The sequence below is a fragment of the Streptomyces durocortorensis genome, assembly GCF_031760065.1.
In the GTDB taxonomy this organism is placed as follows: domain Bacteria; phylum Actinomycetota; class Actinomycetes; order Streptomycetales; family Streptomycetaceae; genus Streptomyces.
Map to the genome: position 1 here is coordinate 6,466,643 of NZ_CP134500.1, position 23,726 is coordinate 6,490,368.

At 73.6% G+C, this 23,726-nt stretch carries 19 protein-coding genes and 1 pseudogene; 11 read left to right on the forward strand and 9 right to left on the reverse strand.

Going from position 1 to position 23,726, the window contains the following annotated elements:
- Positions 1–12 precede the first annotated feature (12 nt).
- Positions 13–831 carry a TetR family transcriptional regulator gene (locus tag RI138_RS28580; RefSeq protein WP_096628316.1) on the reverse strand — a complete coding sequence of 273 codons (819 nt, stop codon included), beginning with the start codon at positions 829–831 and terminating at the stop codon, positions 13–15.
- Between the two features lie 91 nt (positions 832–922).
- The gene (locus tag RI138_RS28585) at positions 923–2,704 is read right to left on the reverse strand and encodes a 3-hydroxyacyl-CoA dehydrogenase family protein (RefSeq protein ID WP_311123047.1); all 1,782 of its coding nucleotides are present in this window, start codon (positions 2,702–2,704) and stop codon (positions 923–925) included.
- Between the two features lie 362 nt (positions 2,705–3,066).
- Between RI138_RS28585 and RI138_RS28590 the strand changes: the two genes are divergently transcribed.
- Positions 3,067–3,639 (forward strand): adenylosuccinate lyase, encoded by a 573-nt coding sequence (locus RI138_RS28590; protein ID WP_311122191.1) that lies wholly within the window; start codon positions 3,067–3,069, stop codon positions 3,637–3,639.
- Positions 3,640–3,690: 51 nt separating this feature from the next.
- On the opposite strand, the gene RI138_RS28595 is transcribed toward RI138_RS28590, so the two are convergent.
- The gene (locus tag RI138_RS28595; protein ID WP_311122192.1) at positions 3,691–5,277 is read right to left on the reverse strand and encodes an alpha/beta hydrolase; all 1,587 of its coding nucleotides are present in this window, start codon (positions 5,275–5,277) and stop codon (positions 3,691–3,693) included.
- Positions 5,278–5,462: 185 nt separating this feature from the next.
- Positions 5,463–6,500, reverse strand: coding sequence for an Rv2578c family radical SAM protein (locus RI138_RS28600; RefSeq protein WP_311122193.1), 1,038 nt, complete (start codon positions 6,498–6,500; stop codon positions 5,463–5,465).
- A 149-nt stretch (positions 6,501–6,649) separates the two neighbouring features.
- On the opposite strand from RI138_RS28600, the gene RI138_RS28605 reads away from it, so the two are divergent.
- The 8 genes and pseudogenes from RI138_RS28605 to RI138_RS28640 all read left to right on the forward strand — a co-directional run bounded on the left by RI138_RS28605 (position 6,650) and on the right by RI138_RS28640 (position 15,276).
- A complete protein-coding gene (locus RI138_RS28605) occupies positions 6,650–7,093 on the forward strand; it encodes an SRPBCC family protein (RefSeq protein ID WP_103507621.1) in 444 nt (147 codons plus the stop codon).
- 261 nt (positions 7,094–7,354) lie between these two features.
- Positions 7,355–7,618, forward strand: a pseudogene (locus RI138_RS28610) (carboxypeptidase regulatory-like domain-containing protein); the annotation flags it as partial.
- A 119-nt stretch (positions 7,619–7,737) separates the two neighbouring features.
- Complete coding sequence (locus RI138_RS28615) at positions 7,738–8,571, forward strand: M55 family metallopeptidase (RefSeq protein WP_311122194.1); 834 nt, start codon at positions 7,738–7,740, stop codon at positions 8,569–8,571.
- Positions 8,564–9,907 (forward strand): M20/M25/M40 family metallo-hydrolase, encoded by a 1,344-nt coding sequence (locus RI138_RS28620; protein WP_311122195.1) that lies wholly within the window; start codon positions 8,564–8,566, stop codon positions 9,905–9,907. Before RI138_RS28615 ends, RI138_RS28620 begins: the two co-directional genes overlap by 8 nt.
- A 25-nt stretch (positions 9,908–9,932) precedes the next feature.
- Positions 9,933–11,954, forward strand: a complete 2,022-nt coding sequence (locus RI138_RS28625; protein WP_311122196.1) for a S9 family peptidase — start codon at positions 9,933–9,935, stop codon at positions 11,952–11,954.
- Positions 11,951–12,913: a S66 peptidase family protein gene (locus tag RI138_RS28630; RefSeq protein WP_311122197.1), complete on the forward strand. Its 963-nt coding sequence runs from the start codon at positions 11,951–11,953 to the stop codon at positions 12,911–12,913. The genes RI138_RS28625 and RI138_RS28630 overlap by 4 nt, the downstream gene beginning before the upstream one ends.
- A 219-nt stretch (positions 12,914–13,132) precedes the next feature.
- The gene (locus RI138_RS28635; protein WP_311123048.1) at positions 13,133–14,893 is read left to right on the forward strand and encodes a CocE/NonD family hydrolase; all 1,761 of its coding nucleotides are present in this window, start codon (positions 13,133–13,135) and stop codon (positions 14,891–14,893) included.
- A 143-nt stretch (positions 14,894–15,036) separates the two neighbouring features.
- Complete coding sequence (locus RI138_RS28640) at positions 15,037–15,276, forward strand: LapA family protein (RefSeq protein WP_096628298.1); 240 nt, start codon at positions 15,037–15,039, stop codon at positions 15,274–15,276.
- Positions 15,277–15,304: 28 nt separating this feature from the next.
- On the opposite strand, the gene RI138_RS28645 is transcribed toward RI138_RS28640, so the two are convergent.
- From RI138_RS28645 to RI138_RS28655, 3 genes are all read right to left on the reverse strand, one after another.
- On the reverse strand, positions 15,305–15,658 hold the full coding sequence (locus tag RI138_RS28645) for a VOC family protein (RefSeq protein WP_311122198.1): 354 nt from the start codon (positions 15,656–15,658) through the stop codon (positions 15,305–15,307).
- Positions 15,659–15,807: 149 nt separating this feature from the next.
- A complete protein-coding gene (locus RI138_RS28650) occupies positions 15,808–16,617 on the reverse strand; it encodes a methyltransferase domain-containing protein (RefSeq protein ID WP_311122199.1) in 810 nt (269 codons plus the stop codon).
- Positions 16,618–16,737: 120 nt separating this feature from the next.
- Positions 16,738–18,246: a bifunctional phosphatase PAP2/diacylglycerol kinase family protein gene (locus RI138_RS28655; protein WP_311122200.1), complete on the reverse strand. Its 1,509-nt coding sequence runs from the start codon at positions 18,244–18,246 to the stop codon at positions 16,738–16,740.
- 330 nt (positions 18,247–18,576) lie between these two features.
- On the opposite strand from RI138_RS28655, the gene RI138_RS28660 reads away from it, so the two are divergent.
- On the forward strand, positions 18,577–19,887 hold the full coding sequence (locus tag RI138_RS28660) for an aminotransferase class I/II-fold pyridoxal phosphate-dependent enzyme (protein ID WP_311122201.1): 1,311 nt from the start codon (positions 18,577–18,579) through the stop codon (positions 19,885–19,887).
- Between the two features lie 18 nt (positions 19,888–19,905).
- Here the strand turns inward: RI138_RS28660 and RI138_RS28665 are convergent, their stop codons facing one another.
- Both RI138_RS28665 and RI138_RS28670 read right to left on the reverse strand, forming a co-directional pair.
- Positions 19,906–20,556 carry a DedA family protein gene (locus RI138_RS28665; RefSeq protein ID WP_311122202.1) on the reverse strand — a complete coding sequence of 217 codons (651 nt, stop codon included), beginning with the start codon at positions 20,554–20,556 and terminating at the stop codon, positions 19,906–19,908.
- Positions 20,553–21,335, reverse strand: a complete 783-nt coding sequence (locus RI138_RS28670; RefSeq protein ID WP_179500161.1) for an MBL fold metallo-hydrolase — start codon at positions 21,333–21,335, stop codon at positions 20,553–20,555. Before RI138_RS28670 ends, RI138_RS28665 begins: the two co-directional genes overlap by 4 nt.
- Before the next feature lie 210 nt (positions 21,336–21,545).
- Between RI138_RS28670 and RI138_RS28675 the strand changes: the two genes are divergently transcribed.
- A complete protein-coding gene (locus RI138_RS28675) occupies positions 21,546–23,723 on the forward strand; it encodes a phage holin family protein (protein ID WP_311122203.1) in 2,178 nt (725 codons plus the stop codon).
- Positions 23,724–23,726 lie beyond the last annotated feature (3 nt).

Here is a 23,726-nt window from a genome sequence, read left to right on the forward strand (position 1 = left end):
GCCCGCGCGCCCTCAGCGGTCCTGGAGCGCCTGCTGGATCGTGCGCATGACCTCGTCCAGCGGGGCGTCGGTGCGGGCCACCGCGACCAGCACCTCGCCCTGCTCGGCGATCGTCGCGGCCGGGGCGCGCTCGGGATCGGCCCCTGCGGTCCGGCCCGCGCCGATGCCCGTGCCGAAGGTGTCGCGCACGATGGCGAAGGCCCGGTCGAGCTGGGCCTCCACATCGCCCTGGCCGCCCGCCCGCAGCCAGCGGCGCAGTACGTGGTTGTGTGCGGTGACCACGGCGGAGGCGGCGACCTCCGCCAGCAACGGGTCGTCGTTGCCCACATGGTGGTCGCGCTCGTCGAAGTGGCCCAGGAGATAGCGGGTGAACAGCCGCTCGTAGCGGGCAACCGAAGCGATCTCGGCCTCCCGGAGGGTCGGCACCTCGCGGGTCAGTTTGTAACGGGCCACGGAGACGGCGGGCTTGGCCGCGTACATCTTCATGACTTCCTTGATGCCGCGGCAGACGGTGTCGAGCGGATGCTCGTGCGCGGGGGCGGCATGGAGGACGGCCTCGGCCCTGACGAGGGTGTCGTCGTGGTCCGGGAAGATCGCCTCTTCCTTGGAGCGGAAGTGCCGGAAGAAGGTCCGTCGGGCGACGCCCGCGGCGCCCGCGATCTCGTCGACGGTCGTCGCCTCGTAGCCCTTCGTGGCGAAGAGCTCCATCGCGGCGGCGGCCAGCTCGCGGCGCATCTTCAGCCGTTGGGCGGCGGCGCGGGTTCCCGCGGTGGTGGTCTCCGGGGCGTCGGACGCTGCGGTGGCACGGGGTGGCCTGGCGGGCTGGGACATGGCATGAACGTAACGCATCGGTGCAGGAGAGCGCGCCTTCGGGGGCGGGCCGCCGGAGGGTCCCAGCAGCCCGCCCCACCCGGCTCCCGGGTCAGCGACGGGCATATTCGCGGAAGCCGCGCCCCGTCTTGCGGCCGAGGCAGCCCGCGGCGACCAGGTGCTCCAGCAGCGGCGCTGGGGCCAGGCCCGGGTCGCGGAACTCCTTGTGCAGCACCTTCTCGATGGCCAGCGAGACATCCAGGCCGACCACGTCGAGCAGTTCGAACGGGCCCATCGGGTACCCGCCGCCCAGCTTCATCGCCGCGTCGATGTCGTCCAGCGAGGCGTAGTGCTCCTCGACCATCTTGATCGCGTTGTTGAGGTACGGGAACAGCAGCGCGTTCACGATGAACCCGGCCCGGTCCCCGCAGTCGACCGGGTGCTTGCGGATCTTCGTGCACACCGCACGGACCGTGGCGTGCACATCGTCGGCGGTCAGGACCGTGCGGACCACCTCGACCAGCTTCATCGCGGGCGCCGGGTTGAAGAAGTGCATCCCGATGACGTCCGCGGGCCGCGCGGTCGCCCGGGCGATGGCGATGACCGGCAGCGAGGAGGTGGTGGTGGCGAGCACCGCGCCGGGCCGGCAGACCTTGTCCAGCGTGGCGAACAGCTGCTGCTTGATCTCCAGGTCCTCCGCGACCGCCTCCACCGCGAGGTCGACCTCGGCGAACGCGTCCAGCGAACCGGCCGCCGTGATCCGGCCCAGCGTCTCGTCCCGGGCCTCGGCGGTCAGCCGCCCCTTGGACACCGATCGCTCCAGCGACTTGGCGATCCGGCCCTTGGCGAGGTCCGCCTTCTCCTGGCCGCGGGCCGCCAGGACCACGGCGTACCCGGCCTTGGCGAACACCTCCGCGATCCCGGAGGCCATCGTTCCGGAGCCCGCGACGCCGACGGAGGCCACTGCGCGCCCGGCTCCGGCGGCCGATTCCGCCGAAGGGGTCAGGGCGTCGGGCACCGCGGTCTGTCCGCCCGGGGCGTCGTACGTGTAGAAGCCGCGCCCCGCCTTGCGTCCGGTCAGGCCCGCCTCGCTGAGCTGGCCGAGGACGGGGGCCGGGGCGTGCAGCCGGTCGTGGGAGGCGGCGTACATGGCCTCCAGGACGGTGCGGGCGGTGTCGATGCCGATCAGGTCCAGCAGGGCGAGCGGGCCCATCGGCAGCCCGCAGCCCAGCTTCATCGCCGCGTCGATGTCCTCACGGGAGGCGTAGTTCGCCTCGTACATCGCGGCGGCCTGGTTGAGGTAGCCGAACAGCAGCCCGTCCGCGACGAACCCGGGCCGGTCGCCGACCGCGACGGGCTCCTTGCCCAGCTCCCGGGCCAGCCTGGTGACGGCCTCGACGGCGGGCGGCGCGGTCAGCACCGAGGAGACCACCTCGACCAGCTTCATCGCGGGCGCCGGGTTGAAGAAGTGCAGCCCGAGGACGCGCTCGGGATGCCGGGACTCGGCGGCGAGCCGGGTCACCGACAGCGCGTTGGTGCCGGTGGCCAGGATCGCGGTGGGCGAGACGATCGCGTCCAGCTCCCGGAACACCTGCTGCTTGATCTCGTACGTCTCCGGCGTCACCTCGATGACCAGTTCGGCATCGGCGGCGGCCCGCAGATCGTCGGACGTACGGAACCGGGCGAGCGCGGCGGACCGCTCCTGCTCGGTGATCCGCCCGCGCCCCACGGCCCGTGCGGTGGACGCTTCGAGGGAGGCGATGGCCTGCCGGGCGGCCGCCTCGCTGATGTCGATGCCGATGACCTCGCGGCCCGCCAGGGCCAGGACCTCGGCGATGCCGGTGCCCATGGTGCCGAGGCCGACGACGGCGATGGTGGAGAGAGGGGTGTCCATCACGGGACTCCAGGGTGAGTGACGACTGTGGGAGCACGGCGCGCGCGGCGATGAGGGAGCGGCGCGAGGCGTACGGAAGCTGCGTGTCGTGGAGCACGGGGCCGACGTGCTGCGAGCGCGCGTCAGGCCGTGAGGGGTGACGGACTCTGTCCCGGAGCCACGTCATACAGAAACTGCCGAACCGACAAGCACTCCGGGTGGCTGCGTCACCAGGCCACCGGAGCCGGCGGGGAGTGTGTCCCGCTCAGATGAGATTAACCGGCGAGTAACGAGCGCGCCACCCCTGGATGCTTGTGCGCCGGCTCACACCGGTCCGCCGATGCCGTCCCGCACGCAGCGTGTCCGCCGATACGCTGAGCGTCATGGATGAGGAGTTCCGTTCGCTCATGGACCGGCTGGAAGCCGAGGCCGACGGGTCGCCGCTGTACGGGCGGCTCGCCGCCACCGAGGACGCCGAGGAGCTCGCCCGCGTCCTCGTCGAACCGCACCGCCCCCTGTGGGCCAGGGAGATGGCCGCGTTCCGGCTCGGCTGTGCGGGCGACCGGCGGGCCTTCGAGGCGCTGGTGCTGCTGCTCAACCACCGCGACCCCGAGCGCTGTGTCTCCGCCGCCCACGCCCTGGCCCGCCTGGCCGACCCCCGCACCCCGAGAGCGGCCGCCGCCCTCGCCACGAACACCCTGCGCACCGCCTACGCCCTGCACCCGGTCCGCCTGCTCACCGCCCTGCGCGCCCCCGAGTCGGTCCCCGCCCTGGTGCTCACCCTCCAGGGGCTGCTGGCCCCCGGCGAGCCCCACTGGCGCGTCGCCCTGGCCTGCGTCGAGGGCCTCGGACACCTCGGCGACGACCGGGCCCGCCCGGTCCTCACGGCGGCGCTCCCGCACCCCCGGCTGGGCCGGGCCGCGGCGGAGGCGCTCAGCCGGTTGCCGGGGGAGTGAGCGGGCGGACGCGGCCCGCTTCCCGCGGGCCGCCGGGTCAGCGGTCGGTGCTCAGCGGCGGAAGCCGAGCAGGCCGTGCAGTCGGCTGCCCTTGCTGTTGTCCACCGACTGGGCCGTCGCCTTCTCGGCGGGCAGCGGCTTCGGGTCCGGCAGCGCCGGGCAGACCGCGTCCGCCTCGCCCCGGCCGCGCGGAACGGTCCCGTCGGCCAGATAGGCCGTCAGATGCCGGTCCAGGCAGTCGTTGCCGCTCAGCGTGATGCCGTGGTTGCCGCCGCCCTCCTCCACGACGAGGCTGGAGCCCTTGAGTTTGCGGTGCATGCTGACCGCGCCGCCGTACGGGGTCGCCGCGTCGTCGGTGGCCTGGAGGATGAGCGCCGGGCGCAGCTCGCGGTTGTGGACCGGACGCGGATGCAGCGGCGCCACCGGCCAGTCGGCGCACGGCGCGTTGTACCAGGTGTTGTTCCACGTCATGAACGGTGCCTTGTCGTGGATGCGGCGGCTGTCGTTGCGCCAGGTGCTCCAGTGCCGGGGCCAGCCCGCGTCGCGGCACTGGACGGCCGTGTAGACCGAGTAGCTGTTGTCGCCGCTCGCGTCGACCGCGCCGAAGTTCTCGTACACCTGGACCAGTGCCTCGGTGTCCCGCTTCTTCACGTACGCGGCGAAGGCCTCGGCGAGATAGGGCCAGTAGCCGTTGTAGTACCCGCCCGGCAGGAAGGTGTCCTCCAGCTCGCTCGCGCCGACCTTGCCGCCCGCGGGCTTGCGCGCCAGGTCCGCCCGCATCCGGTACCAGGCGGCCTCGACCCGGGCCGGGTCGGTGCCCAGACGGTACGCGGCGTGGTGCTTCGCCACCCACGCGGCGAAGGCCTTGTGGCGGTCGTCGAACGCGTAGTTCTGGCCGAGGTTGCCCCCGTACCAGACCGCGTCGGGGTCGACGACGGAGTCCAGGACCAGGCGCCGCACGCGCTCCGGGTGCAGCTTGGCGTAGACCGCGCCGAGGTAGGTGCCGTAGGAGTATCCGAAGTAGTTGATCTGCGGGGAGCCCAGCGCCCGCCGGATCACTTCGAGGTCCTTGGCCGCGCTGACCGTGTCCATGTACGGCAGCACGTCGCCGTGCTTCTCGCCGCAGGCGCGGGCGAAGGCCTCGGCCCGGTCGCGGTTGATCCGCTCCGAGCGGTAGGAGTCCGGCACCGAGTCCGGGCGCACCGGATCGAAGTGCCCGGGCAGGCAGTTCAGGGCCGGAGTGCTCTTCCCGACCCCGCGCGGGTCGAACCCGATCACGTCGTACTGGGCGGCGACCTTCTTCGGCAGCGAGGACGCCACGAACCCGGCCATCGCCAGACCGCTGCCGCCCGGACCGCCCGGGTTGACCAGCAGGGGGCCCTGGTAGGCCTTCCCGGTGTGCCGGACGCGGGACAGCGCGAGCGTGATCTGGCGGCCCGACGGACGGGTGTGGTCCAGCGGGGCGCGGACCTTCGCGCACTGGAGCTTCGGGTAGTTCTCGGTCGGGCAGTCGGTCCACTTGAGCGGCGGGGCGGGCGGGGTGCTCGCCCCGGTGGCGGCGGCCGGGGCCGGCGCCGCGGTCAGCAGACCGGCGACGGTCGCGCCGACGGCGACAAGAATTCCTGCACGTTTCGTCATGGGGCCTCCCGGGAGTGACGGGAACGCGGCGCCGGATCACCGGGTCCCCGCCGCATGGTCCCCGAATCGGCCGCCGGAAGGGGCCGTTCCGGGCTGAGTCGACCCGTACGGTCACGCCATCGGCCCTGCGAAAGCCTTTCTCGGCAGGCCCCGGGCTACAGGAGGGCCGGCTGGGTGCGGCCGGGCTAAAGCAGAGTCAGCTGGGTGGGGCCGGACTCCGGGGTGGCGGCCGGGGCCGGGTCGGGAGCGATACGGCGGGCCTCGCCGCGCTGCGCCGGTCCGATGCCGAACTCGTCCGCCAGCTCGTGCACCTGACGGGTGATCCGGCGCTGGTACCACGTGGGGGCGTACGAGCCGTCCGCGTACATCCGTTCGTAGCGCGGCACCAGCTGCGGATGGTGCTGACCGAGCCAGTGCAGGTACCACTCGCGCGCGCCGGGGCGCAGATGCAGGACGAGCGGGGTCACCGAGGTCGCCCCGGCGGTGGCGATGGCGGCGACGGTGGTGCGCAGCTGCTCCGGGCGGTCGCCGAGGAAGGGGATGACCGGGGCCATCAGGACCGAGCAACCGATCCCCGCGTCGGTGAGGGCCCGCACCACGTCCAGGCGGCGTTCGGGGGAGGGAGTGCCCGGCTCGACAGTCCGCCACAGCTCCCGGTCGGTGAAGCCCACGGAGACCGAGACACCGATCTCGGTGACCTCGGCCGCCTGCCGCAGCAGCTCCAGGTCCCGCAGGATCAGCGTGCCCTTCGTCAGGATCGAGAAGGGGTTCGCCCGGTCGCGCAGGGCGGCGATGATGCCGGGCATCAACCGGTACCGGCCCTCGGCCCGCTGGTAGCAGTCGACATTGGTGCCCATCGCGATGTGCTCGCCCCGCCAGTGCCGGGAGGCCAGCTCCCGCTGGAGCAGCTCGGCCGCGTTGACCTTGACGACGATCTGGGAGTCGAAGCCGATGCCCGTGTCCAGGTCCAGGTAGCTGTGGGTCTTGCGGGCGAAGCAGTACACGCAGGCGTGAGTGCAGCCCCGGTAGGGGTTGACCGTCCATTCGAACGGCATCCGCGAAGCCCCGGGCACCCGGTTCAGGATCGAACGGGCCCGGATCTCGTGGAAGGTGATGCCCCGGAACTCCGGGGTGTCGAACGTGCGCGTGGTCACCGCGTCCGCGGCGAAGAGCGCGCTGTTCCCGGCCGTCGAGCGGTTTTCGGCCAGATTGTCCCAGCGCATGGACGCCTCCTCGGTAGCACTGGCCACAGAATAGAACACTTGTTCCCTTGATCGTGCGGACCGGCCCGTCGGCCCCGATTTTGAGCGGCTGTGCCCGAGGTGGTTGGCTCAGCTCACCCACCGAACCACCGACTGCTGGAGGAACAGCCATGGCGCAGGTCGAGGCCACGACGGAGCGGATCATCGCGGCGGACGCGGAGGCGGTGTTCGACGCGCTGGCCGACTACAAGGACGTCCGCGGCAAGGTGCTGACCGGGCACTTCAGCGAGTACGAGGTCCGCGAGGGCGGCGACGGCGAGGGCACCCTGGTCCACTGGAAGCTCCAGGCCACCAGCAAGCGCGTCCGGGACTGCCTGCTGGAGGTCAGCGAGCCGACCGACGGGCAGCTCGTCGAGAAGGACCGCAACTCCTCCATGGTCACCACCTGGACGGTCACCCCGGCCGGTGAGGGCAGGTCCAAGGCCGTGGTCACCACCGTCTGGGACGGCGCGGGCGGCATCGGCGGCTTCTTCGAGCGGACCTTCGCCCCCAAGGGCCTCGGCAGGATCTACGACGAGCTGCTCCAGAACCTCGCCACCGAGGTCGAGAAGTAGTTCCCGGGCGGTCGCCCTCTCCGCACCAGGGCTCGAACAGTCAGGCCTCACCGGAACGGGTGGTTTTCCGGGGCGGCCGGTTGTGCGCCGTAGCGGCTCCCACCGGCGCACGAGCCCTCCGTACGCGCCCTGTACGCCCCTCGTCGCGTTTGCCCCGCCTCGCCGCACGATGCGAGAAACGGGTGTCGCAGACGCGACGAGGGGAGCGTTACGTGGTGCGCGGGACGCCTCGCCGGGTCCGTCCTCACCGCCGACGGCACCCCGGTCAGCGTGCAGGAGGCCCGCGAGACCCGGCAGGACGTCGAGCCGGCGGGCGGGGCCGTGCTGTGCGGTGTCGTGCGGGCCACCGGCGGACGCCGCGTCGAGGACACCCGGGTCACCCTGCTCGACGCGGCGGGCCATGTGGTGGACACCCTCACGACCGGGCCCGACGGCTCGTTCCGGTTCGTCGACCTGTCGTCGGGCGAATACACCGTGATCGCCGCCGGGTACCCGCCGGTGGCCACCGTGCTCCAGGTCCCCGGTGAAAGCGTTCGACGCCTCGGACAGGAAAGGGACCGCCGGAGGGACCTTCGCCGGACTGGACCTCTGGCGAGCCCGATCTCCCTGGCCCACGCCGCTCGCGGCGCGTACGGTGTGGCGGCATGAAGATCCTCATCAGCGCCGACATGGAGGGCGCCACCGGAGTGACCTGGCCGGCCGACGTGCTGCCGGGGACTCCTCAGTGGGAGCGCTGCCGGTCGATGTTCACCTCCGACGTGAACGCGGCGGCCCTCGGCTTCTACGACGGCGGCGCCGACCAGGTCCTGGTCAACGAGGCCCACTGGTCGATGCGGAACCTGCTGCTGGAGCACATGGACGAACGGGTCCAGATGCTCACCGGCAAACACAAGTCGCTCTCCATGGTGGAGGGCATCCAGCACGGCGACGTGGACGCGGTGGCCTTCGTCGGCTATCACACAGGCGCCGGCACGGAGGGCGTCCTCGCCCACACCTACCTCGCCAACTCCATCACCGGCGTCTGGCTCAACGGGGTCCGCGCGAGCGAGGGCCTGCTCAACGCGCATGTCGCCGCCGAGTACGGTGTCCCCGTCATCCTTGTCACCGGCGACGACCTGACCTGCGTGGACGCCGAGGGATACGCCCCCGACGCCCGCAAGGTCGCCGTCAAGGACCACGTCTCCCGCTACGCGGCGGTGTGCCGCACCCCGGCCCGTACCGCCGCCGACATCCGGGCGGCGGCGAAGGACGCCACCGCGCTCGCGGGGCGGCGGGAGCCCGTCACCGGAGGGACGTTCACCGTGGAGCTGGAGTTCGACGCCGAACATCTGGCGGCCGCGGCGACCGTGGTGCCCGGTGTGGCGGCGACCGGCGAGAGGCGCGTCGCGTACACCGGCGCGACGATGTACGAAGGCATTCGCACGTTCAAGGCGGTGACGACGATCGTGTCGGCCGCTGTGGAGGAACAATATGGCTGACGCCCCCGGCCGGCTCGGTCCCGTGGACCGGCAGGCGCTCGACGAGGTGGTGACGTTCACCTCCGAGCTCATCCGGATCGACACCACCAACCGGGGCGGCGGCGACTGCCGGGAGCGTCCGGCCGCCGAGTACGTCGCCGAGCGGCTCGCGGACGCCGGACTCCGGCCGACCCTGCTGGAGCGGACCCCCGGCCGGACCAACGTCGTCGCCCGCATCCCCGGCACCGACCCGACGGCCGACGCGCTGCTCGTCCACGGCCATCTCGACGTGGTGCCCGCCGAGCCCGCCGACTGGAGCGTGCACCCCTTCTCCGGCGAGGTGAGCGACGGAGTCGTGTGGGGGCGGGGTGCCGTCGACATGAAGAACATGGACGCGATGGTCCTCGCCGTCGTACGCGGCTGGGCCCGCGAGGGGTTCCGGCCCCGGCGCGACATCGTCATCGCGTACACCGCCGACGAGGAGGACAGCGCAGCCGACGGCTCCGGCTTCCTCGCCGACCGGCACGCACAGCTCTTCGAGGGCTGCACGGAGGGCATCAGCGAGTCCGGGGCGTTCACCTTCCACGCCGGGGGCGGCCTCTCGCTGTACCCGATCGCCGCGGGCGAACGCGGCACCGGCTGGCTGAAGCTCACCGCCGAGGGCCGGGCCGGGCACGGCTCCAAGGTCAACGGGGAGAACGCGGTGAGCGCGCTCGCCGCCGCCGTCGCCCGGATCGGCGAACACGAGTGGCCCATCCGCCTCACCCCGACCGTGCGCGCCGCGATCACCGAGATCGCCGCCCTGCACGGCATCACCGCCGACCCCGACGACCCCGGCTTCGACGTCGCCGAGCTCCTCGGCAAGCTCGGCCCCGCCGCGTCCCTCGTCGAGAACACCGTCCGCAACAGCAGCAACCCGACGATGCTGGACGCCGGTTACAAGGTCAACGTCATTCCCGGCCATGCCACCGCCTTCATCGACGGGCGCACGGTCCCCGGCGGCGACGACGAGTTCCGGGCGACCCTGGACCGGCTCACCGGCCCCCGCGTCTCCTGGGAGTTCCACCACCGCGAGGGGGCCCTCCAGGCCCCGATCGACTCGCCGACGTACGCCAAGCTGCGCGCTGCCGTCGAGCGGTTCGACCCGGGCGCGCACACCGTGCCGTACTGCATGTCCGGCGGAACCGACGCCAAGCAGTTCGCCCGCCTGGGCATCACCGGCTACGGCTTCACCCCGCTGAAGCTCCCCGTCGGCTTCGACTACCAGCGCCTCTTCCACGGCGTCGACGAACGCGTACCCGTCGACGCCCTCCACTTCGGCGTCCGCGTGCTCGACCACTACCTGCGCACCGCCTGACCCGCACCTGGGGGGACCGACCGACGTGAACACCGTGCCCGCGCCCGCAGCCCCGTACGGAACCTGGCCGTCGCCGATCGACGCGGCCCTCGCCGCCTCGCACGACGGCAGGCCCGACCATCTCGGCACCGTCGGCGACGAGGTGTGGTGGACCGAGCCGCGCCCCGCCGAGGGCGGTCGCCGCGCCCTGATGCGCCGCCGCGCCGACGGCAGCACCGCCCCGGTGCTGCCCGTCCCGTGGAACGCCCGCAGCCGGGTCATCGAGTACGGCGGACAGCCCTGGGCGGGCGCGGTGCGCGAGGACGGCGAACTCCTCGTGGTGTTCGTCCACTTCACCGACCAGCGGCTGTACGCCTACGCCCCCGACGGGACCGGTGAGCCGTGGCCGCTCACCCCGGTCTCGGAGCTCGGCGGGGGGCGGCGCTGGGTCGACCCCCAACTGCGCCTGGAGCAAGGGTCAGAGGGGGAGGTGTGGTGCGTGCTGGAGGAGTTCACCGGACCCGCCCCGACCGATGTGCGCCGGGTCCTCGCCGCCGTACCGCTGGACGGCTCGGCGGCCGACGACCGCTCGGCGATCCGTGAACTCTCCGACGGCCGGCACCGGTTCGTCACCGGCCCCCGGATCTCCCACGACGGGCGGCGGGCCGCCTGGATCGCCTGGGACCACCCGCGGATGCCCTGGGACGGCACGGTGGTGATGCTGGCGGAGATCACGGAGGCCGGTGAACTCGCCGGCGTACGGCCCCTGGTGGGAGATGTCCAGGAATCGGTCTGCCAGATCGAGTGGGACCGCGACGGCAGCCTCCTGTTCGTCTCCGACCTCGCCGGCTGGTGGGAGCTCCAGCGCATCCGCCCCGACGCCGTGGCGGGTGGCGTGGTGCCCAGCAGTCGCCTTCTGCCTCCCCGGGGCGAGGAGTTCGGCGGGCCGCTGTGGAAGATCGGGCTGCGCTGGTTCCACCCGCTGGACAACGGGCTGATCGCCGTCCTGCACGGCAAGGGCACCACCCGCCTGGGCATCCTCGACCCGGAGACCGGCGAACTCGCCGACGTGCCCGGCCCGTGGACCGCCTGGGCCGACACGCTCACCGTCCACGGCAGCCTGGTCGTCGGCGTCGCCGCCGGCCCCCGCACCGGCTACGAGGTCATCGAGCTGGACACCGCCACCGGGCACACCCGGACCATCGGCGCACCCCACCGCGACCCGGTCGATCCGGCCTACTACCCCGTGCCCGAGGACCGCACCTTCACCGGCCCCGACGGCCGCGAGATCCACGCCCACCTCTACCCGCCGCACAGCCCCGACCGCACCGGACCCGAGGGCGGGAAACCCCCGTACGTCATGTGGGCGCACGGCGGCCCCACCGGCCACGCGCCGCTCGTTCTCGACCTGGAGATCGCCTACTTCACCTCGCGCGGCATCGGCGTCGCCGAGGTCAACTACGGCGGCTCCACCGGCTACGGCCGCCGCTACCGGGAGCGGCTGCGCGGCGAGTGGGGCGTCGTCGACGTGGCGGACTGCGCGGCCGTCGCCTCGGCCCTGGTCGAGGAGGGGGCCGCCGATCCGGACCGGCTCGCGATCCGGGGCGGCAGCGCGGGCGGCTGGACCGCCGCCGCGTCCCTGACCGGCACGGACCTGTACGCCTGCGGGACGATCATCTACCCCATCCTGGACCTCGAAGGGTGGGCCACCGACGAGACCCATGACTTCGAGTCGCGCTATCTGGAGTCCCTCGTCGGCCCGTACGCCGAGGTGCCCGAGCGCTACCGCGAACGCTCCCCGATCAACCGCACCGACCGGCTGACCTCCCAGTTCCTGCTGCTCCAGGGCCTGGACGACGTGATCTGCCCGCCCGCCCAGTGCGAGCGGTTCCTCGCCGCCGTCGCGGGCCGGGGCATCGCCCACGCCTACCTCGCCTTCGAGGGCGAGAGCCACGGCTTCCGGCGCGCGGAGACGCTGGTCCGCGCGCTGGAGGCCGAACTCTCCCTCTACGCACAGACGTTCGGCATCGAGCACCCCGACGTGCCCCGGCTGGAGCTGACGACGTGACGCGCGAGAAGCGCGGCCCGGCGGCTCCCCTCGCTCGGCCGCCCCGGTTGCGCCCCGGTTCCCGGGTCGCCGTCGTGGCGCCCAGCGGTCCTGTCCCCGCCGACCGGCTGGAGGAGGGGCTCGCGATCCTGCGCGACTGGGGCCTCGACCTGGTTGTCGGCCTCCATGTCCTGTCCGTACACCCGGAGTTGGACTACCTCGCCGGGGCGGACGCGGACCGGGCGAAGGACCTTCAGGCCGCGTGGTGCGACCCGTCCGTGGACGCGGTGCTGTGCGCCCGGGGCGGGTACGGCGCGCACCGCATGGTCGACCTGGTCGACTGGGCAGCGATCCGGGCCGCCGGGCCCAAGGCCTTCGTCGGCTACAGCGACATCACCGCGCTGCACGAGGCGTTCGCTCTGCGGGCCGGGTTCGCCACGCTGCACGGGCCCATGGTCGCCACCGACGCGTTCCTGAAGGACCCGGCGGCCCGGGAGCATCTGCGCGCCACCCTCTTCGAGCCCGAGACCGTGCGCACCCTCGGCCTGGACACGGCGGCCGCCCTGGTCCCGGGGCGGGCGCGGGGCGTCACGTTCGGCGGGTGCGTCAGCCTGCTCGCCGCCGGCACCGGCACCCCGGGCGGCCGCACCGGGGCCCGGGGCGGGCTGCTGGTGATCGAGGACACCGGGGAGGAGCCCTACCGGCTCGACGGAATCCTCACCCGGCTGCTGCGGTCCGGCGCCCTGGAGGGGGTCGCCGGGATCGTCTGCGGGTCCTGGCAGGAGTGCGGGCCGTACGAGAAAGTCCGCGCCGTGCTCGCCGACCGGTTCGGGCCGCTCGGCATACCCGTGGCCGAGGAGCTGGGGTTCGGGCACGGGGATGCCGCGCCCACGATCCCCCTGGGCGTGCCCGCGGTGCTGAACGCGCCGTCGGAAGGCGGCCGTTGCACGCTGACCGTCGAGGTCCCCGCCCTGCTCTGAGCCTCCTCGGCCACCCGTCGTATCCGCGCCCGCACCGCAGTCCGTGCGGGCGCGGAGTTGGTGTGTTTCCGCGCGCAGAACGTGAACATCCGTCAAGAACCACTGACAGAAGCGTTGACACTGCTATGACGTGTGTCACAGCATGAGCGCGGCCCAATACTTACCGGTCGGTAAGGTTACCTCGGTGTGGAGGTCCTCGTGTCAGGTGCTGTTTCCCGATTGCGCTCCCCGCTCGTCGCCGTCGCCGGGGCGGCTCTCGTCGCCCCCCTGGCCCTCGTCGGCCCGGCCCGCGCCGCGGCGGACCCGGCGTACACCGTCACCCCCCTGACGTTCACCGTCGAGGCGGGCGACCGCTCCTGCACGGTGGACGCCGATCTCTACCGCCCCGCCGGGGTCGACGCGGACCGGCCCGCTCCCGCCGTCCTCGCCACCAACGGCTTCGGCGGCAGCAAGTCCGACGGCTCGACCGACGCCATCGGCAAGGCCTTCGCCGAGCGCGGCTACGTCGGCCTGGTCTACTCGGGCCTCGGCTTCGGCAAGTCCGGCTGCCTGATCACGCTGGACGACCCCGCCGTCGACGGGCGGGCGGCGAGCGAACTCCTCGACTTCCTCGGGGGCGTCCGCGCGGCCGACGACGGCACCAAGGCCGACTTCGTCACCCAGGACGCCGACGGCGACCCGCGCGTCGGCATGATCGGCGGCTCCTATGGCGGCGCGATCCAGCTCGCCACCGCCGCCGTCGACCCCCGTCTCGACGCGCTCGTCCCGCTGATCACCTGGAACGACCTCGCCTACGCACTCGCGCCCAACGGCACCGGGGCGCACACCGGCGTCACCTCCGATGTGCCCGGCGTCTTCAAGTGGCAGTGGGCCAACGGCTTCTACCTCATCGGCGAGGGCCAGCCGCTCCTGAACCCGAGCCTGGACCCGTCCCGGATCAACCGGCTGGACTGCCTGCACTTCACCACCCGCGCCTGCGAGACGATCCGTCTCCTCAACTCCGGCCGCTACCCCGCCGACAAGGCCGAGGCGATGCTCGCCTACGCGCGCAGTGTCTCGCCCGTCTCCTACCTCGACCGGGTCAAGGCCCCCACCCTGATCGTCCAGGGCCAGGCCGACAGCCTGTTCAACCTCAACGAGGCCACCGCCACGTACCGGACGCTCAAGGCGCAGGGCACCGAGACCAAGATGATCTGGCAGTCGTGGGGGCACAGCGGCGGCCAGGTGCCCGGCGAGCTCGACCTGGGGCAGGGCAATCTGGAGACCAGTCACGTGGGGCAGCGGGTTCTGGCCTGGTTCGACCGCCACCTCCGCGGGAAGGCGGACACCGACACCGGACCCGCGTTCTCCTACTACCGTTCCTGGCAGAGAGGTTACGGTACCGCCGACGACGTCCCGGACCTCTCGCGGACGATGTACCTCTCCGGCGACGGCAAGCTCGTCGACAACCGCTCCAAGGTGGCGCGCGGCAGCCGCAAGTACGTCAACTGGCCGGTGCCGACCAGCCACTCGGAGAGCTCGATCGCCCCGCTGATCGGGCTGCCCGACCCCAAGCCGTACGACACCAAGGGCACCTACCTCGGCTGGCGCAGCGAACCGCTCACCGAGCCGCTCGACGTCGTCGGCGCGCCGAAGGCCACCCTGAAGGTCGTCTCCCCGAGGGCGGAACGGGTCCAGAACAGCGGCGACGCCTCGGACAAGCTCGTCCTGTTCGCCAAGGTCTACGACGTCGCGCCCGACGGCAGCCGCAAGCTCGTGAACCGGCTCGTCTCCCCGGTGCGGGTCCCCGATGTCACCCGGCCCTTCACGGTCGAGCTGCCCGGCATCGTCCACCGGTACGGGAAGGGGCACCGCCTGGAGTTCGTGATCGCCGCCAGCGACACCGCGTACTTCGGCAACCGGGGCATCAAGCCCGTCACCGTGGTCCATGCCCCCGAGGACACGGGTGTCCTGGAGCTGCCCGTGGTCCCGACGGGCTGACACGGCTGTACCGCCGTTCACCCGAACGGCGGTACAGGACCGTCCCCCGGACCCGGCGGACAGGCATGCTGGGGCTCCGGGGGCGGCCGTGTGCGCGATGGGCGGCGGGCCGAACGGCGCAGGGCGAGCGGAAGGGCCGGACCATGAGCCCCAAGGACGTATCGAACGGCAGGGGGCGCGTCGCGGGATGGTTCACCCCCGGGCGCATCGCGGTCTCCGTGCTGGTCGTGCTCGTCATCGTGTTCATCTGCGTGAACACGAAGAAGGTCACCATCCGCGTGCTGATCCCCGAGGTGACCATGCCCCTCTGGTTCGCCCTGCTGGCCATGTTCCTGATCGGCGGGGTCTGCGGCGGCTACCTCTTCCGCCGCCGGGGCAAGTGACGGCAGGCATGCTCCCGTGAGGGCCGGGTCAGGCCGTGACGTTGCGGTCCACGTACTCGAAGACCGAGCCGTCCGGGTGCAGCGCGATGAGGTTGCGGCCGGCCGGGGTCGGCACCGGGCCCGCGATGATCCGCGCGCCCGCCCGGGTCAGCGCCGCGCTCGCCTCGTCGACGTCCTTCACGGCGATGGTCGCGCCCACCTTGCGCAGCACCTCCAGCTCCGATTCGGGCCCGCTCATCAGGAGGAAGCAGCCGATCGCGGCGACCGACACCCCGCCGCGCTCGAAGCGCAGGGCCGGGGTGCCCGTCAGCCCCTCGTAGAAGGCCACCGCGGCCTCCAGGTCGTCGACGCAGATACGCAGCGTGGTTCCGAGGATCTCCATGACCACGAGGGTAGTTGGCGGCCGGTGGGAGCGTGATCGATTCTGCCCTGCCGGACTCCGACTGCCGGGGGAACGGCGAAGCCCGCGCTCTCGTGGAGCGCGGGCTCCCGGCCGCCCCGGGGCGTCGCACCCGGCTCCGCGCCGGGCCCTCACGCCCGGCACAGCACCTCGCCGTGCGGGACCATGAACCAGCCGTCGCCCTCCTCGCCCCAGGCGCGCCACGCCGCAGCGATGGCCGTGAGCTGCTCGGCGCTCGCATGGCCGCCCCGCACCGCCAGTTCGGCGTAGACCGAGTCCGTCGTACGGTCCGCCCACAGCCTGCTCCACCAGGCGCGGCTCTCCGGGGTGGCGAAGCACCAGGCGGCCGCTGTCGGGGTGATGTCGGTGAACCCGGCCTGCCGCGCCCAGGAGAGGAGCCTGCGTCCGGCGTCGGGCTCGCCGCCGTTGGCGCGGGCCACCCGTCCGTATACGTCCAGCCATTCGGTCAGGCCGGGCCCCTCAGGGAACCAGGTCATCGCCGCGTAGTCGCTGTCGCGTGCCGCGACCACGCCGCCGGGCCGGCAGACGCGCCGCATCTCGCGCAGCGCCTGGACCGGGTCGCCCACGTGCTGGAGCACCTGATGGGCGTGGACCACGTCGAAGGAGTCGTCGGGGAAATCCAGGGCGTGGACGTCGGCCACCGCGAACTCGACGTTGGCCAGGCCCCGTTCGGCTGCGACTCCGGCGGCCTGGTCGAGGATGGCCGTACCGGTGTCGACCGCCGTCACGCGGCCCGGCGCGACCAGGGCGGCCAGGTCGGCGGTGATGGTCCCGGGGCCGCAGCCGACGTCCAGCACGGCCAGGCCCGGGCGGAGTTCACCGAGCAGATACGCCGCCGAGTTGGCGGCGGTCCGCCAGCGGTGCGAGCGCAGGACCGACTCGTGGTGGCCGTGCGTGTACACGGCGGTCTCCTTCGGCATGACGGTGAGTCCTCTCCCGAAAACCTCGCGCCGACGGGTGCGGCGACAGCCACCACCGTACGCGGCGATGCCGAATAGTGAGATATGCGTCTTGCTATATGGACTCGCTCGTCCGGGGGCTCAGATCGGCATCGGGCAGTAGACGGTCAGCGCCTCCGGCAGCTTGTCGATCGTCAACTCCGTTCCGGAGTGAGCTACTTCACCGTCGTACGCGTACGGAGTCCCCGGCGCCAGACCGGCGATCCGCACCCGCCGCCGACGTACCGCCGCATGGGCGGGGGAGCGGGTCAGTGGTCCCGCCACCGCCGCGGCGAGCAGCCGCAGCGCGGGGCCCCGGCCGCCGTGCACCACCCGTACGTCCAGCAGCCCGTCCGCCAGGTTGTGGCGGCGGCCCGGGGCGGGGCCCACCCGCTGGAACAGCCCGTTGCCGACGAACAGCAGCCACAACGGCCTTCGGCGGCCCTGGAGTTCGGCCTCCAGTGGTCGCTGCCCGCGCAGTACGTGCAGCGCCGCGAGCACGCCCGCCGGCCAGCCGCCGATCCGGGGCGACCAGCGCTCCCTGGTGCGCACCAGGTCCGGATAGACGCCCAGGGAGAAGGCGTTGAGGAAGTAGCCGTCCGCGCCGTCTTCCCCCTTCGGCCCCGGCCGGAAGCGGCCCAGGTCCACCCGGATCGCATCGCCCGCCGTGAGGGCGGCCGCGGTGTCCTGGACGGTCTCGATGCCGAGGTCGTAGGCGAAGTGGTTGAGCGTCCCGCCGGGGAGGACGGCGAGCGGGATGCCGTGCGTCGCCGCTACCGAGGCCGCCAGGTTCACCGTGCCGTCGCCCCCGCAGATCCCGAGCGCCCGACCCCGGCCCGCCGCCTCGTCCAGGGCCGTCGACAGCTCGTCGGGAGCGACCTCCACGACCTCCGCGGCGGGCAGCGCCTCGCGGACGAGCGACGCGGTCGCGGTAGCGGTGCCCGACTCCCGGTTCACCACGACCACGAGGCCCTTCCCGCCGGGCAGTGCCGGGGCCTCGCCGGGCGGACGGCCGGGGGCGGGCAGCTGGCCCCGCGTCGGGACCACCCCGCGCAGGGCGAACGCGGCTCCTATGCCGAGTGCCGCCCCCGCCAGGACATCGCTCGGGTAGTGGACCCCCGTGTAGACGCGGGAGGCCGCCACAGCCATCGCGACCGGGGCCACGACCGCACCCCAGCCCCGGGACTCCAGGGTCACACCGGTGGCGAACGCGGCGGCCGACGCGGCATGGCCGGAGGGGAAGGACGTGGTGACCGGCTGCCGCTTGAGCTGTCGCACGATCGGCACCAGATCGACTATCGGCCGCTCGCGGCGCACCGCGCCCTTGGCGACGGTGTTGATCGCCGCCGAGGCCACGGCGAGGGACGCGACCCCGCGCAGCGCGGCCCGCCGGGACCGTGCACTGCTGCCGAGAGCGGCGATCCCGGCAGCCGCCCCGAACCACAGCAGCCCGTGGTTGGCGCTCCGGCTCAGCCGGGGCAGCAGCGGATCGGCGCCCGGCCAGTGCCGGTCCGCGACGCTCCGGAACACGGCCAGGTCCTGCCCCTGGAGCCAGTGCCGCAACCGGGCAGTGGCAGGGGCGGCGGTGGGTGAGGTTCTCGGTGTCGGCATGGCTCAGCGAATACCCGGCCCGGCTGCCCTGAACCAGCAGGCGCGCTGAGACCCGCAGCGCGCGACTCCGCCGACCGGCGCAACGGCCCACGGACCGGCCCCCCTCCCGCACGGCTGCCCGATTTGAGCGGGCGGCAGGCCCGGAACCTCCGTATAAAGGGCCCAGAGGCACAAAGGGCCCAGAGGCCACGGGCCCCGCTGTCTCCGGGCGAGCGGCAGGGACGGGCGGCGGGACGCGCGCGACGGGCGGCGGACACGCGCGGCGAGTGGCAGGCGTGTGGCGGGCGAGCGGCTAATGACGGGCGAGTGGCGGAGGAGGGCCGGATACGGATGAACGGCACCGAGGACACCGGCGGCCCCGGGGATACCCCCCGCCCCCCGCACGGGGAACGCACGCCCGGCGGGCCCGGTGATGCCCGGGGGAGGCCCCGCCCCCCGCACGAGGACCACGGCCCCGTTCGGTACGGGCCGTCCGCGCCCGAGCCCGGGCTGCCCGTGCTTCCCGAGCTGGCCGCCCACCTCGCCGCCGCCTCCACGCGGACCCGCGCCGAGCCTCCCGGCGGCGGGACGGCGCTGCGGGAGGCGGCCCGGGGCTACTGGGACCGGCGCGGGCTGCACGGGACGGTCGGCGGCATCGCCGCCGCCCCCGGAGCCCAGCCGCTGCTCCTGGCCCTGATCGGCGCACACGGCGGTGACGTCCTCATGCCGCGCCCGTGCCCGGCCACCTGGACGCCCCAGGCCCGGCTGCTCGGGCAGCCCGCCTACCACGTGCCGACCCCCGCCGAGTGCGGCGGCGTCCCCGATCCGTACGCCCTGCTGGAGACCGTCCGCCGGGTACGCGCCGAGGGCGGCAGGCCCAAGCTGCTGCTCCTGTCCGTCGTCGACGACCCCACCGCCACCGTCGCCCCGCCCGAACTGGTCCGCGAGGCCTGCGAGGCCGCCGTCGGCGAGGGGCTGCACATCATCAGCGACGAGACCTGGCGCGACACCGTGCACCGGCCCCGCGACACCGTCCTGCTCAGCCCCGCCGAGATGTGCCCCGACGACGTCACCGTGCTCACCGACCTGTCCGGGGCCCTCACACCCGCCGCCTGGCCGGTCGCCGTCGCCCGTTTCCCGGACACCGCGAAGGCCGCCGTGCGCCACGCCCGTACCCTCGACATCCTCACCGCGCTCGGCGCCCTCGTCGCCGGACCGCTCGCACACGCAGCCGCCCACGCCCTCGGCGAGCCGGAGTCCGTACGGGAACGGATCGCGAGGGCCGCCGCCCTCCAGGCCGAGGTCGCCGCAGCCGCCCACCGCGCGGTCCTCGCCTCCGGCGCGCTCGCCCGCCCCCCGCAGGCGGGCCGCCACCTCTACGCCGACCTGGGTCCCCTGCGCTCCCGGCTGGCCGACCTCGGCGTCACCGACTCCATGGAGCTGGAGGAGTACCTGACCGAACGCCTCGGCGCGCCGACCCCGGGCGGCCACCGCTTCGGCGACGAACTGGGCGCCCTGCGCGTACGGCTGGGCACCGGCCCTCTGCTGGGAGCCACCCCCCAGCAGCAGATGGAGTCCCTCACCTCAGCGGCGCCCCTGGAACTCCCGCACGTGGCGCGGGCACTGCGCGCCTTTGCAACGGCCCTCGGCGCACTGCGCTGACCCGAGCGCCCTCCCCGCTCAGGCCGCCGCGCCTCCCGTCCCGTCGCCGAGCCGCGCCCGCAGCCTGCGCCACACCGCCGGAGCACCGCTGATCAGCAGCGTCAGGGCCACCGCCGCCACCACCCCCTGCCACGGCTCGGGAAACAGCGAACCGCCCAGGATGCCGATCAGCTGGTACGTCGCCGCCCAGGCCAGACACGCCGGAACATCGCCCCGGGCGAACCGCCGCAGCGGCATCCTGCCCAGCAGGCACGCCAGCATCACCGGAATCCGGCCGGCCGGCATCAGCCGGGACAGGACCAGCACCGTCCCGCCGCGCTCGTCCAGCTTCGCCTGGGCCTGGGCCAGCCGCTCCGGCGCGGCCCGCCGCGTGATCGCCTCCAGCCACCGCGAACCGTTCTTCGACCGCACCCCGCGCTGCCCCAGCCAGTACAGGCAGACGTCCCCCAGGAACGCGGCCGCCGAGGCCACCACGAACACGAAGAGCAGCGCGAACGGGGACGTCTGGTGGAGCGCCACCACAGCCGCCGAACTCACCAGTGCCCCCGTCGGCACCACCGGCACCAGGGACCCCAGTGCCACCAGGAGGAACAGTGTCGGGTAGCCGACCGCCTGCTGTGTCGACTCCGGCGGCAGCTCCCGCGCCACTGTCTGGATCTCGTCGATCACCGGCCGGCCTCCGGCCGCACCCGTTCACCGTGCCCCAGCAGGTGCACCGTCACCTCCGGCGCGCGCTTCGCCGCGTGCCGGACGAACTCCTCGCCCGGGGCGTGGAACTCGTGCGGCCGCACCCCGTCCAGGCCGATCGGCCAGTACGTGCCGTAGTGCACCGGCACCGCCGACCGCGGCCCCAGCCGGGTCAGCGCCTCGGCGGCCCGGGCCGGGTCGAGATGGCCCTGCCCGAGGTAGGGGCCCCAGCCGCCCACCGGCAGCAGCGCCACGTCCACCGCGCCCACCGCCTCCGCCATCCCGTCGAACAGCCCGGTGTCCCCGGCGAAGTACGTCCGCGCCTCGCCCTCGACGACATAGCCCAGCGCGGGCACCCGGCGTGGGCCGACCGGCAGCCGCCGCCCGTCGTGCGCCGCCGGAACCGCCCGCACCCGCACCTCGCCGACCCGCACCTCCTCGCCCGCCCGCACCTCGGTCACATGCAGCCGCCGCACCCGCCGCAGCACCCGCAGACCCGGCACGGCCGCCACCGCGCCGCTCGGCACGATCAGCCGGGTGCCGGGAGCCACCCGGGCCAGCGAGGGCAGATGGAGGTGGTCGGAGTGCAGATGCGAGACCAGCACCACCTCGGCGACCGCGGCCTGCGGCGGCGGCACCTCGCCCCGGCGGCGGCGCAGATGCGCGAAGCGCCGCACGAACAGGGGGTCGGTCAGTACCCGCACCCCCGAATCCTCGATCGTGCAGGTGGCATGACCCCACCAGGTGACCTCCACCGGCACGTCCGCCTCCTTGCTCGACCCCGGCGACCCCGTGTCCCGGTCCGGCCCGCGCCGCCCGTGCGGGGGAGCGCTGCCCGTACGAGCCTATGCGCCCCCCGTGCGGTTGCGCCGCCGACCGGAAGCCGCCGACCGGGGTCGGCGCTGTGAAAAGCTGGAGAACGGGCCCTTGACGGCCGGGCCCGCGGCTGAGAGGGCACGAGGTGGACCGGCGTGGGTGACGGGAAGTGGCGTACGGCGGGCAGAGCCCTGATGCGGGTCACCGTGGTCTGGGCGGTGTCCACCCTCACCATGCTCGCGCTCGCCGGCATCCTGCCCGACTTCCGGCTCCAGTCCGACGACGGCGACACCATCACCAGGACCGCGTTCACCGCCGCCTGGGGCGCGGGCGCCTTCGGTCTGCTCTCCGCCCTGGTCTGGCCCGTCCTCGTCCGGGCCCTGCTCATCGTGCCCGCGCTCGTCCTCGGCGCGCTCGTCTTCTTCCTCAACGGTTCCCTGCTGCTGGTCGCGCTGCGCCTGATCCCGGACGGGCGCGGGGACGCCGCCCCGGAGACCGCGGTCGTCGTCGCCGCCGTCATGTCCGCCGTCGCCTCCGCCACCTCCACCGCCCTCGCCGTCCGCGACGACGAGGCCTACCGCCGCCGGCTCTCCCGCCTCGCCGACCGCCGACGCAGACGCGGCCGCCCCTCCCCGGCCGACCACGGCCGCGACGGCCCGCCCGGCACCGTCTTCCTCCAGCTCGACGGCGTCGGTCACGACGTCCTGGTCAAGGCCGCCGCCGACGGGCTCATGCCGACGGTCGCCCACTGGCTCGCCGACTCCGCCGGACACCGCCTCACCCCCTGGCGCACCGACTGGTCCAGCCAGACCGGCGCCAGCCAGCTCGCCATCCTGCACGGCAGCAACCACGACGTGCCCGCCTTCCGCTGGTACGAGAAGGAGACCCGAACGGTCATGGTCTCCAGCCGCCCCGCGAGCGCCCTCGAAATGCAGCGCCGCGCCATCGCGCACACCCGCGACGGCGGCCTGCTCACCGTCGACGGCGCGAGCCGGGGCAACCTCTTCAGCGGCGGTGCCGGACAGCTCGCCCTGGTGCTCTCGATGGCCGCCCGGCGCGGCAAGGGCCGCGGCTCCCGCGCCGGATACTTCGCCTACTTCTCCGACCCGGCCAACGCCACCCGTACCGCCCTCTCCTTCGTCGCCGAGGTCGCCCGCGAGATCGGCCAGTCGACCCGGGCCCGCGCCCTGAAGATCACCCCACGGGTCAAGCGCGGCGGCCTCTACCCCTTCATCCGTGCCTTCGCCACCGTCGTGGAGCGAGATGTGGTCGTCGCCGCCGTGCTCGGCGACATGTTCGCCGGACGCACCGCCGTCTACGCCGACCTCGTCGCCTACGACGAGGTCGCCCACCACTCCGGACCGTACAGCCGCGACGCGGAGAAGGTCCTCGAACGCCTCGACCGCTCCCTCGCGCTGATCGCCAAGATCGCCGACCACACCCCGCGCAGCTACCGGATCGTGCTCCTCTCCGACCACGGCCAGAGCCCCGGCGAGACCTTCGCCGGGAAGTACGGACTCACGCTCAAGGACCTCGTCCGGGCCGGCTGCGGACTGCCCGTGCCGCGCCGCGCCCGCGGCACGCACAGCGCCTCCGAGGCGCGCGACGCGGTACGGATCGCCCTGCACCGCCCGCCCGAGGAGCTGGAACCGGAGGCGGAGCACCCGGCCAGACACTCCGACCCGATCGTGCTGGCCTCCGGCAACCTCGGCCTGCTCTCCTTCCCCGACATCGGGGGCCGCGCCTCCCGCGAACAGATCGACCGCCGCCACCCGGCGCTGCTCTCCACGCTCGCCAACCACCCGGGGATCGGCTTCCTCCTCGTCCGCAGCGAGGAGCACGGCTCCCTGGTGCTCGGGCCGGGCTGTGCCGAGGTCCCGGTCTCCGAACTTCGGGACGGCGAGGGCCCGTTGGCGGACTTCGGCACCGGCGCGGCCGCCGCCGTACGCCGCACGGACACCTTCCCGCACGTCGCGGACGTCATGGTCAACTCCATGTACGACCCCGCCACCGGCACCGTGCACGCCTTCGAGGAACAGATCGGTTCGCACGGCGGCCTCGGCGGCGAGCAATCCCGGCCGTTCCTGCTCTGGCCGCGCGGCATGACCGACCCCCTCGACATCGTCGCCGCCGAGACCGCCGAGGGGCACCCCGCCCCACCGGGCGGCGGGCTGGTGGGAGCGGAAGCGGTGCACCGGGTGCTGGCCCGCTGGCTGCACGAGATCTCGGGCCCCCAGGTGCCGGTCCACGCCGAGGGTTTCGCGGGGGCCGACCGGGCGGACGCGCCGTTCCCCGGGGAGGCCGCGGCAAAGGACGCGCCGGGCACGGTGTAGGGG